Annotated in this window: 13 protein-coding genes and 1 tRNA gene; 4 read left to right on the top strand and 10 right to left on the bottom strand. The window is 39.0% G+C overall.

Annotation, left to right across the window (positions count from 1 at the left end):
- Nucleotides 1–29 precede the first annotated feature (29 nt).
- On the bottom strand, nucleotides 30–467 hold the full coding sequence (locus FJR08_RS21820; RefSeq protein ID WP_168634567.1) for a DUF29 domain-containing protein: 438 nt from the start codon (nucleotides 465–467) through the stop codon (nucleotides 30–32).
- A gap of 218 nt (nucleotides 468–685) precedes the next feature.
- Here FJR08_RS21820 and clpS point away from each other — a divergent pair, with 218 nt between their 5' ends.
- Nucleotides 686–1,009, top strand: a complete 324-nt coding sequence (gene clpS, locus FJR08_RS21815; RefSeq protein ID WP_148766963.1) for an ATP-dependent Clp protease adapter ClpS — start codon at nucleotides 686–688, stop codon at nucleotides 1,007–1,009.
- 5 nt (nucleotides 1,010–1,014) lie between these two features.
- Complete coding sequence (locus FJR08_RS21810; RefSeq protein ID WP_015078686.1) at nucleotides 1,015–1,332, top strand: DUF2103 domain-containing protein; 318 nt, start codon at nucleotides 1,015–1,017, stop codon at nucleotides 1,330–1,332.
- 58 nt (nucleotides 1,333–1,390) lie between these two features.
- On the opposite strand, the gene FJR08_RS21805 is transcribed toward FJR08_RS21810, so the two are convergent.
- The 3 genes from FJR08_RS21805 to FJR08_RS21795 all read right to left on the bottom strand — a co-directional run bounded on the left by FJR08_RS21805 (nucleotide 1,391) and on the right by FJR08_RS21795 (nucleotide 3,159).
- Complete coding sequence (locus FJR08_RS21805; RefSeq protein ID WP_168634566.1) at nucleotides 1,391–1,711, bottom strand: hypothetical protein; 321 nt, start codon at nucleotides 1,709–1,711, stop codon at nucleotides 1,391–1,393.
- A gap of 464 nt (nucleotides 1,712–2,175) precedes the next feature.
- Nucleotides 2,176–2,248, bottom strand: a tRNA-Phe gene (locus tag FJR08_RS21800).
- Between the two features lie 77 nt (nucleotides 2,249–2,325).
- Complete coding sequence (locus tag FJR08_RS21795) at nucleotides 2,326–3,159, bottom strand: metal ABC transporter permease (RefSeq protein WP_015078684.1); 834 nt, start codon at nucleotides 3,157–3,159, stop codon at nucleotides 2,326–2,328.
- Here FJR08_RS21795 and FJR08_RS21790 point away from each other — a divergent pair.
- On the top strand, nucleotides 3,142–3,483 hold the full coding sequence (locus FJR08_RS21790; RefSeq protein ID WP_168634565.1) for a hypothetical protein: 342 nt from the start codon (nucleotides 3,142–3,144) through the stop codon (nucleotides 3,481–3,483). The two genes, FJR08_RS21795 and FJR08_RS21790, sit on opposite strands and share 18 nt — an antisense overlap.
- Here FJR08_RS21790 and FJR08_RS21785 read toward each other — a convergent pair.
- Entirely contained in the window at nucleotides 3,436–4,218 is a 783-nt protein-coding gene (locus tag FJR08_RS21785; RefSeq protein WP_168634564.1) for a metal ABC transporter ATP-binding protein, read from the bottom strand. The genes FJR08_RS21790 and FJR08_RS21785 overlap by 48 nt on opposite strands.
- 71 nt (nucleotides 4,219–4,289) lie before the next feature.
- A complete protein-coding gene (locus FJR08_RS21780; protein ID WP_168634563.1) occupies nucleotides 4,290–5,279 on the bottom strand; it encodes a metal ABC transporter solute-binding protein, Zn/Mn family in 990 nt (329 codons plus the stop codon).
- Between the two features lie 281 nt (nucleotides 5,280–5,560).
- Here FJR08_RS21780 and FJR08_RS21775 point away from each other — a divergent pair, with 281 nt between their 5' ends.
- Nucleotides 5,561–7,141 carry an iron uptake porin gene (locus tag FJR08_RS21775; RefSeq protein ID WP_168634562.1) on the top strand — a complete coding sequence of 527 codons (1,581 nt, stop codon included), beginning with the start codon at nucleotides 5,561–5,563 and terminating at the stop codon, nucleotides 7,139–7,141.
- 376 nt (nucleotides 7,142–7,517) lie between these two features.
- Here FJR08_RS21775 and FJR08_RS21770 read toward each other — a convergent pair whose 3' ends face one another.
- From FJR08_RS21770 to FJR08_RS23865, 4 genes are all read right to left on the bottom strand, one after another.
- Nucleotides 7,518–9,245, bottom strand: coding sequence for an NFACT family protein (locus FJR08_RS21770; protein WP_168634561.1), 1,728 nt, complete (start codon nucleotides 9,243–9,245; stop codon nucleotides 7,518–7,520).
- A gap of 5 nt (nucleotides 9,246–9,250) precedes the next feature.
- Nucleotides 9,251–9,466 (bottom strand): hypothetical protein, encoded by a 216-nt coding sequence (locus tag FJR08_RS21765; protein WP_168634558.1) that lies wholly within the window; start codon nucleotides 9,464–9,466, stop codon nucleotides 9,251–9,253.
- Nucleotides 9,459–10,403, bottom strand: a complete 945-nt coding sequence (locus FJR08_RS21760; protein WP_168634560.1) for a hypothetical protein — start codon at nucleotides 10,401–10,403, stop codon at nucleotides 9,459–9,461. The genes FJR08_RS21765 and FJR08_RS21760 overlap by 8 nt, the downstream gene beginning before the upstream one ends.
- A 196-nt stretch (nucleotides 10,404–10,599) precedes the next feature.
- Nucleotides 10,600–10,875: a hypothetical protein gene (locus tag FJR08_RS23865; protein WP_168634568.1), complete on the bottom strand. Its 276-nt coding sequence runs from the start codon at nucleotides 10,873–10,875 to the stop codon at nucleotides 10,600–10,602.
- Nucleotides 10,876–10,947 lie beyond the last annotated feature (72 nt).

Here is a 10,947-nt window from a genome sequence, read left to right as displayed (position 1 = left end):
CTCCAAGAAGTCGGGGATCTAAATAAAGCTTAATCTGGTAGAAATTCAGAATTGAGGGTTTGTTCACAAGTGTAAGGACATATTTCGGGAAATACCTGTTGACCTAATTGGGTTTCTCTCATTGCCAATGCTAAACCTAATTCGTAAGCGGTGAGAAATACTTCTTCTAAATAAGGTTTTAAACTGGGACTATCTTGTAAAAGTAGTTTGATTTGAATCCGTTGTTCTCGAATTGTACTCAACCAACTACTACTCCGTTTTTCTGCTTGAAATTGCCATTTTAATAGATGTCCTAGCAACACAGCTAATCTATTTCTGAATTCTTGTCTTTCTTTTCTTCCCAAGGTTTCTAATTCTTCAATTAGGTTGACAGCATCTAATGTATCCCATTGTTGAGTTTTGAGTAAATTAACCTGTTCTTGAGTCCAAGCATGAAAGTCGCTTGTATAGAGGAGAAAGGTGTTCATTTTCGCACCTAATTATAGGTTTATATATTCTTAGTTCAATTGTATTCTATATCTCATATAGGAAGTTCTTAAAAGGTAAAATGTCAATTACTTCATAGATATAAATTAATATTTTTACCATTATCGGCTTGTGTCTGACTACTAACTCAGTCAGCAATGGATTAAACTAGTTATTTCTAATGTCAGTTTGTACAACGTCGTTTTTGGCTGATTTTTCTATGGTGACAAGACTTGCAGATGTGTACAGTATGGCTTCAGCACCGACTGTGACACCTGACCGAGTTAATCAAGTGACTCGGAAAACCTATCCTAATTACAAGGTAATTGTATTGAATGATGATTTCAATACTTTCCAGCACGTAGCTGAGTGTTTAATGAAGTATATTCCGGGAATGTCGGGGGATCTCGCTTGGGATCTCACTAATCAAGTCCACCATGAAGGACAAGCAATTGTCTGGACAGGACCCCAAGAACAAGCGGAATTATACCACCAACAACTCCGTCGGGCTGGGTTGACAATGGCTCCCCTGGAAGCAGCCTAATCATTATGTCTAAACCCACCGATGGTAGGCTAGTTTGGAATCACTCTACCCATATTCCCGGTCTAATTCCTATTCTAGAACGTTTGTGTCGAGAGGATGGTATTGGGACGGTGACACCTGCGGTGATTGGTAGAGCTAGAGGTCATGCACCAAAAATGCAGTTGCGTGTGTCTGTACCCATTCGCGGTGGTTATAAAATCATTGCTCGTCAAGGCAAAACTGTGCAAGAGGTATTTATCCTTACAACTTTACTCCAGGAACAACTCGAAGGTGCGATTCCTACGGAGCGCTTCGCTATCGCTATTGCTATGAGAATTGCCTAAATTATGAATTTACAATAGCAAGGTTGGAGCTAAATATAGTTCTAACCTTGACTTTTGATTATTCTTCAATTTTATGAACTGCAAATTTATGTAACGGCAAACTCAAGATACAAGAAAATGTTAAGAAATATGACAAAGCTGTAGTAATTCTCAAAGTTATAATTACAGCTTCCCAATTGAATAAAAATACTTTTTCCATCCCAAAGGCGATGCAATACACTAACCAGTAAGCAAAGCTCATTGTTAAAAGACTTTGTTCTGTTTCTTGAAAATCATCTATAGCTTGATTGTGATTCTTGAGTAACCATAGACCGACAATACAAGCGACGGAGGAAATAGCAACTACAAACTCATGGCAACATAAATTTACCGTAGGCATTTGTCCTAGTCTCCATTTTCAATGTTTTGATATTCCTATGGAAACCTAGTCTAAAGGAATATGCCTCAGAGTTATCCAAAATAGTTACAAAGCGCAATTCCTCAACAACTTTCTTCACATACAGCAGATTTCGCTCTAATGAGATACAAACTTGAATTATGAAACTCTTGTAGTGCGGGCATCTTGCCCGCTATATATGTACCTCACAAAACCGGAAAGTGCTGTATCCCAATACTCACCTCGGAAATAGGCTATTGACTTTGTGTATTTTTGAGTGATATTTTTCATACAATGCTAACTATTTTGACAGGAATGACTGATAATCAAGGATAGTCAATCTTTTGCTAGTTCTAGTTCCATAGGTAATTCTGCTGGTAAAGGAATAGTAGCACCATCATAGAAAACAGCAGCTTTACCTTCACTTCTAGTCCCATTAACAGCGGCTTTCAGCTATTTTAATAAAATGCCAGGAACGAGACTTGAACTCGTGACACGAGGATTTTCAGTCCTCTGCTCTACCAACTGAGCTATCCCGGCAGGGGGCTTTTTCTTCACCACCGATATTGAATTTAGCATAGAAAAAAAGATAAGTCAAGGGGTTATTTAAAATAATTTTAGCTAACCTTCATTGTCAACTTCACCCAGGTAAACACAGTCACAAATACCAGAAACTGCACAAAAACAATACTCGGACCAGAAGCTAGATTAAATAACCCAGAAACCATCATTCCGGCGATACTACTGCTACAGCCGACAACCACCGATAGAATCAGAAAGCGGCTGAAATGGTGACTCATAAGTTTGGCTGTAGCAGCCGGAATTACCAAAAACGCATTTACTAATAAAACACCAACGGCTTTAATCGCCACAGCTACAGCGAGGGAAAGCAAAACAACGAATCCATAACGATATAATTGCACAGGTACGCCTTGGACTTGAGCAACATCGGGATTAAGAGTTAATAAAATCTGTTGTGGCAGAGTTGATAATAAAAAAACGCTACTACCAACAAGTACCAATAGCGTCAAAATTAAATCTGTGTTATCTATAGCCAAAATATCGCCAAATAGTACCCCCATTAAGTTACCGCGATATCCTTTAATAAAACTGGTGAGAATTACACCAATTGCTAACGCCCCAGATAGCACTATACTGAGAACGCTATCACTAGCCAAATCAGTCTTATCAATTAGGTAGAGAACAACAACCCCAAAAATTAAAGTAAAAGGGAGTAACATCCAAGTGGGATTAGTGTTGAGTAACACGCCTAATGCCACACCTACCAATGCTGCATGACCAACGGCATGACTAAAAAAGGATAATTGTCGTAAAGTAACAAAACTACCCAATAAACCGCCTAAAATGCCCATTAACACAGCACCCATAATGGCACGCTGCATAAAGGGAAATTGTAATAAATTCAGCAAATCATGATAGTTAATGGTCATATAAGAGGAGTCAGGAGTCAGGAGTCAGGAGTCAGGAGTCAGGAGTCAGGAGTCAGGAGTCAGGAGTCAGGAGTCAGGAGTTCAGGAGGAAGAAGAAAGAAGAAAGAACAAAGAACAAAGAAGAAAGAACAAAGAACAAAGAACAAAGAACAAAGAACAAAGAACAAAGAAGAAAGAACAAAGAACAAAGAACAAAGAAGAAAGAAGAAAGAAGAAAGAACAAAGAAGAATAGTTTATTACCAATTACCAATTACCAATTACCAATTACCTGTTCCCTAATGATGATGTTCATAGCGACTAAAACCTGGTCCATAAGTAGCTAAAAGATTTTGTGGGGAAAGGGCTATTTCCGGTTTACCAGAACAGACAAGAGTTTGATTTAGACAGATGACGCGATCGCAATGACGGCTTACCATATCAATATCGTGGGAGACTTGCAACACTGTCCAATTCTCTTCTCGTTTTAATTCATTTAACAAAGCATAAAAATCCGTTGTTCCTTGGACATCTACCCCGGCAAAAGCTTCATCTAATACTAACAATTTTCGCGGTGTTACCAAACAATAAGCTAATAATACCCGTTTGAGTTGACCACCGCTCAGAGTCCCAATAGCCTGATTTCGCAAGCGATAAGCATCAGTACGGTGTAAAGCTGCGGTGACTGCTGCTGATGTTTCCAGTTTTTGTTGCCAAAATTTCGAGAAAAATGAATGTTTTCTATTCCCTATTCCTAAAGCCACCAATTCACTAACCGAAATTGGAAAACTGCGATCAAAAATAAAGTTTTGTGGCATATATCCCAACTGATTCTGCAAATTTCCTAGTCTGGAAATGGGGCGACCAAAAACTTCAATTGTTCCCGTACTTCGAGGAATTAAATCTAAAATAGCTTTGATTAAGGTACTTTTCCCAGCCCCATTTGGACCAACTATAGCTGTATCTGTTCCTGCTAATAATTCAAAGGAAACATCTCGCACAGCTAAATAGCTGTTTTGATAAACTGTTAACCCGGAAACTTTTAATATTGGTAATGTAAATTCTGCTTGTGCGTCAGTCATGGAATTTAGGATTTGAGATGCCAATAATTTATTGTGATAGATGGGAAATGATGAGATTTTTAATATTCCTGCTACTTGCACCCAGCGGCTAAACTCTCCAAATTGGTTTTCATTGCCTTAAAATAATACTCTGGATTGGTATCACCCGTTTCTAAAGAATCCAAAGTCCGCACAGTTAACCCCAAATCCTGGGAAATGCTGGTGAGTAATTTGTTATCTAACCCTGGTTCGCTAAATAGGGCTTTAACTTGGTATTTTTTGACTGTATTCACCACTTTTTGCACGTCTGTTGGGGAAAGTTGCTTTTCAGGAATTTCTACTACTGCTAATTGTTTAATGTTATAACGTTTGGCAAGATAGGGAAAAGCATCATGAAAGGTGATAAAGGTGCAGTTTGGTGTTTGTTTAATAGTCTGCTGAAATTCATTATTTAAATTATCTAATTTCTGAATATATGCCGCTGCATTGGTCTGATATTTGACTTTATTGACCGGATCTGCGATAATTAAACCATCTCGAATATTGATGATTTGCTGTTTTGCTAAAACTGGATCTAGCCAAACATGAGGATTTCCAAATTGGTGTTCGTGATCATGATCATGTTCTCCTGTTGGTGTTTTATCTATGGGGGAAATTTTATTAATAGCTTGAATACCTTTACTAGCATCAATTTCCACTAATTGGGAATTTCCGGCATTTTTAATTGTATCTGCCAAAAACTCCTCTAAGCCTAAACCATTTTTGACTAATATCTTCGCTGTAGCGATCGCTTTTACGTTTGCTGGTGTCCCTTGATATTCGTGTATTTCCGTGCCAGGCTTAACTAAAATTTCTACATCTGCTACATCTCCGGCTACTGCTTTAGTAAACAAATAAACTGGTAAAAATGTGGTAACTACTTTAGTTTTTGGTGATTTTTGGACTGGGGCTGGTTCCGTTTTTACAACCTCTCTACTGTTAGGATTGTTACATCCATAAACTGCTGACAAAATTATTAAGGTAATCAGAGGTAAGAAATTTCTGGTTTTTCTATCTATTTTAACTTCTCTAGAGCTTCTCATGGTTTGAGGTTGACAATAAAACTGCATTGGGATTATATCTCATAATGAGATCCATTCTCATATAAATTATCGGAAAAATGATACTGTATCAAGAATTACAGAATATTTGGAAATCTCAGGTAATACTCCTGTATACTGAGAATATTTCCAGTTGATAAGGATTTCTTAACTTTTTATTGTGATCAACTTAACTTAGGACTGTAGTATATTAAAGATCACTATTAATAGCTGTACTAATTCAAGTGTAGCATTATCAACTTTAAACACGGGTGTGAGGAAAAATGCAAAAATTCTGGACTTATCTAATTGCTAGTTCAACAGTTGTGAGTGGCATATTATGTATGAATGTTGTTGCAAGGGCAGAAGCATTACCAGTACCAGCAACTAATTCAGAACAACAAGTTAATAATAGCCAAGAAGAGACAGTATCTCAAGTTACTTCCGTATCTCAGTTATCCGATGTTCAACCTAATGATTGGGCATTTCAGGCTTTACAATCATTGGTAGAACGCTATGGATGTATTGCAGGTTATCCTAACGGGACTTTTCGGGGTAATCGGGCGTTGTCACGATACGAATTTGCGGCTGGTTTAAATGCCTGTTTAGATCGAGTCAATGAATTAATTGCTACTGCTACCGCTGATTTGACGACAAAACAAGACTTAGCAACAATCCAAAAATTGCAAGAGGAATTTTCCGCAGAATTAGTCACCCTCCGAGGGCGTGTAGATACAGTAGAAGCCAAAACTGCTGAATTGGAAGCTAATCAATTTTCTACCACCACTAAGCTACAAGGACAAGTTGTGGCGGTTGTTAGTGATGTCCTGACAAATAAACTAGTTAATGATGAGGACATAACTGATAAAAATACTACTTTAAGCGCAAGAACACGGCTGGAATTGGTAAGCAGTTTCACTGGAAAAGATACACTTTTTACCAGAATCCAAAGTAATAATATCAACAACCCTGATATTAAAACCAAAGAAGGCAACTTATTTTTTGCCAATCTTCCTGGTACTACTGGTACTAATGATGTTACCATAGATGGGCTATGGTATGCTTTTCCTCTGGGGAAAAATACCCAAGTCAAACTAATTGCTAATGCTGGTGCAGCGGACGATGTTACCAGTACAGTCAATCTGTTTGATGGTGATGGTGCTTTTGGGGCTGTGTCTACTTTTGGGACAAGAAACCCGATTTATGGACAACTGGGTGATAAAGGTATAGCCGTTAACCATCAGTTTGGTGATAAAATCGGCTTAAGTTTAGGCTATTTAAGTAGTACAGCTAATAACCCCACTGCTGGCAACGGTCTATTTGATGGGAATTATGGTGCTTTAGCGCAGTTAACTGTCAAGCCAAGCGATCGCATTTCTCTTGGTTTAACTTATATCAATTCCTACAATCAACCATTACTCACTGGTAGTAATGCAGCAACTTCTGGTGTCGTCTCTTCTGGTGAGAATTTTTCTAGCAATTCCTATGGTGTTCAAGCATCTCTAGGTATTAGCAAGAAGTTTGTTCTTGGTGGTTGGGCTGGTTATACCAATAGTAAGGTTTTGACGACAAAGGGAGAAGTTGATACTTTTAACTATGCTGTTACCCTTGGTTTCCCTGATTTGGGTAAAAAAGGTAATTTGGCTGGTGTCATAGTTGGTATGGAACCAAAAGTCACAAGTTCTAACGTTGTTGGAGTTACGAAAGATCCAAATACCTCTTATCACATTGAGGGATTTTATCAATACAAACTCAGCGACAATATCACCCTTACTCCTGCTGTGATTTGGCTAACAGCCCCAGATCACAATGATAACAATGATAATGTGGTGATTGGTGCTTTAAGAACTACTTTCAGTTTCTAAGTTTTTCAGGTAACAAAAAAACCAGCCCTCCCACAGGCTGGTCAGCGAAAAAACGTTGTTCGAGTTGTCTTCTCAGTAGAGTCAAAACCAAATTGCGCGTTCCCAAAATTCAACGGGCAACTTTTCTTAACAAGATTGTAACAGGCAGTACAATTTTTTCATGAAAATATCTCAAAAAATATCTGTCTTTCGGTGAGTAGCTTTTCTATTCGAGGAAAGATGAGGGAACAGGGAATAGGGAACAGGAGGCAGGAGGCAGGGGGAATATTTCTTCCCAATAACAACGGACAACGGACAACTGACAACTGTACGGGCGAAGCATTTGGAGAACTATTTTTGGCAATGATCGATAATTTATCTTCCAAATGCTTCGCCCCTACTGACAACGGACCAATTGCGGTTTCCCCCAAATAATCGTTTCTTGTTTATAAACCACAAGTCCTGGTTTCGCGCCTTTGGGTTTGTAGACGTGCTTGAGTTGGGTGTAAACTACTGGTACTTGGTCACTTTGACGGGCGCGACTGAAATAACCTGCTAGATTGGCTGTAAATTGTAAATCAGCTTCTTCTGCCACTGTACCCGGTTCTAGCCGCAGGAGAACATGACTCCCAGGAATTTCTTGGGCGTGAAACCACAAATCATAGTCTCCAGCGACACGGAATGTCAGTTGATCATTTTGAATATTATTGCGACCAATGAGGACTTCAAAGCCACTCGGACTGCGGTAACGATGAAAATTAGTGCCGGGGGTGTCGTTGCTGCTACGGCTGCGGTATTCTAAGTTTTCTAGATATTTTTGCCCAATGAGTTCATCACGGATTTCTTCTAAGGCTTGTAGATCTTCTGGATTTTGGTATTTGTCTATTTGCGAAATTGCGGCTTCTACTTGTTCGAGATAGTCAATTTCTGCTTGAACTGCAAATAGTAGCGGTTCAACAGCCGCACGGGCGCGTTTGAGTTTTTGGTGCTGTTTATAAAGCTTTTGGGCATTTTGGACGGCGTTTTTATCGGGCAAAAGAGCGATCGCTATTGGCTGTTCGGTTTCAAAATCTGGTAGAATAATTTCCTGCATTCCTGGTTGCCAATGGTGCAGGTTAGCCATTAATAGGTCAGCTTTTTGACGATATTCTTCAGCTTGATCTGATTGTTGCAGGCGATCGCTAAAAGTTTTCGCTTTGGTGCGTAATTTACCCAAAATATTCAACAATTTCTGACTTAATTGATGACGCAGTTGTACAAATAACTGTTCATTCAGTTGATCAGAATAATAACGGTAAAGTAACTCTTGGATATTCTTTGTGGGTGCAACTCCACCCCAACCCATCACAGTATATCCGGTTTCTGTCCAAGCAGGTTGAAATTTACCTAAATCTAAAGCTTGTAACCATTCTTGCCAACGTTGAAATAAATTTTGCCAATCTTGGGGAGTAAGTTCGTCAGTATTCGTATCTGGGATGATATTTGCCGCTAACAGCATCGTGTCTAGCAAAGCCGAACTTAAACCACTATAACTTTTGAGTAATTGGCGTTTAATTCCCCCTGGGACCAAACTTACCCGTTCTTGCCAACGTTCTAGAGATTCGCTTAAATTAGGGACTTTTCCCGTCAGTTTCGGTGGTGTTTCGTAATTTTGTCCAGTTTGAATCGGACGAACACTAGATTGTTGCTGACTAACTTGATGGGCAGCAGTGATAATTTCATTACTAGCATCAGTTAAAATCACATTACTATATTTGCCCATCACTTCCGCATAGAGGTGATACAGGGCTGTTTCTTCAGGACGACGGGCAAATTGTAAATCAATTACCCGTTCCCAAGGGGAAATCGCTTCAATTCCTACTAAGGCCAACCCACCCAATTGGTGTTTCAACTGTTGACTAAAAGTAAAAGTATCTGGGGCGCGTGGTGGTGGTTCACTAATACAAATATGGGCGGCTTGGGGATGCCAAGAAATATCTAGCCAACCCCGTTGATTTAAGGTGCGTAAGGCAATGGCAATGGTAAAGCGATCGCGCTGATATACCTGTTCTATGCGTGCAGGCAACCAATTAGCGCGGATTTCGCTACAAGCGGCGGTTAAAGCGGTAAAGTCCAGGGGTTGCAAAACAATTACCCCTTTTTCCCGACAAAATTACTTTTTTCTTGATTATTTTCTTGGTTCATTAAATAAATATTTTTCAGCTTGCTAAGTCTATGTTCTCTGATTTCAGACAAAAATTTTGAATAATGAATCTTATCCCTGTTCCCTGTTCCCTGTTTCCTGTTCCCTGTTCCCTGTTCCCTGTTCCCTGTTCCCTGTTCCCTTTTTTTGTAAGATTCACTCAAATCTAGCTAATAATTCCTCACGAGACAATTGTAGAAGCAAAGGCGTGAATTCTTCTCTGGACATTGCAATTAGAGGGTTGATAATTGTTGCTAACTGTGAATCAACTGCACCAAAACGTACTTGCAATATACTTTCAATCATAGCGCGTCGTTCTCTTTCTATACCTTCTTGTCGTCCTTCTTGTCGTCCTTCTTGTCGTCCTTCTTGAAGTCCTTGTTTTTTCAGTTCTTCTAATTGTTGTTGATACATTTCCGATAATTTCATAATTAACTCCTGATCATCTTTATCAATATCTTGTTCTTGACGCTGACGAGCCGATAACACAGCAATTAGGTTATGTACTAATTGTATGATATCCGAAAGGAACGGACTATTATTGGCTAGTGCTTCTAATTCTTCTACTGCTTGTCTTTGGACTTTCCCTTTGCCTAAAACCCTCAAAAACAGTGTTTCGGGTGTACTCGGTAGTTGATGAATCGCCACAACTACGGTTTTAAATCCTTTTGGCAAGAAATAAATACCTTTTCCCCAGTTTGTTTCATCCAGAGTCCCATGAAAAATCTCTAGGATTTCTGATGATACTGTAGGTGTAAAAATCCATAATTGAGCTAATTCTGCTTCATTTATTCGCGTATTATTACGTTTTGCTTGCCGTTCTAGGTCTGCATGAATGTCAAACAATTTACCTATACAACTGCGAGTTTCACTTTTGCTGACGGCATTACGGAATGGTTCAAATATGGCATAATTTGTCACCATTTTCCCCAGTATTCCTAGTGTTTCTAGACTTTGTGTTGGTTGGGGTGAAGGAATAAATAATACGTCTATTTGTCTGACTTCTGCGGTAATATCTTTGCTGGTTTCTACTTCTCCATAAGGCGTTAATAATTCCGTTAGATATTGTTTAGCAAATTGATCATGTATAAAGCGAGTCATTTACATTAATTTAAAGACAGAATTATTAATTTAACATTTTTTGGGTGATGGCGATAACTTAGTAAAACGCAGGGGTTTAGCATTGCGCTTTACCCCTACATATCTAGGTTGCTCGTAATCTTGTAAAAGTTCACATCTCAACCGTCAAGAGTATCATCCAAAATCCAAAATCCAAAATCTAAAATCTAAAATTCACTCATCCTTGCCAGGGTGAAGGGATAGGTGTAGTGGAAATCACTTTTTGTGCCATCAGTCTTACGGCAGTTTTCCCACAACTTGGGCATTCTACCTCTAAATACTGTGAAGATGATACATCTACCTCACATAATATCCCTTGTTTGCAGTGCCAACATTCACAAATTACCCTGCATACTGGTTCGTTGCAGTCAAGGATCTTGACGTGCTGAAAATTTTGGGATTCGCTGTCTGGTTTCCTGGGCTTAGGGAATTTTTTGATTTCTTGAACTTCCATCATTTCACCGTCTAACTGCAAGTATGTTTAGAGCTTACTTGATCTTTCCTATCTTACAACTATGTACGAATT

Origin of the sequence: Dolichospermum sp. UHCC 0260, from assembly GCF_009711985.1 — a bacterium.
GTDB classification, from domain to species: domain Bacteria; phylum Cyanobacteriota; class Cyanobacteriia; order Cyanobacteriales; family Nostocaceae; genus Dolichospermum; species Dolichospermum lemmermannii.
This window is presented reverse-complemented; position numbering and strand designations above follow the sequence as displayed.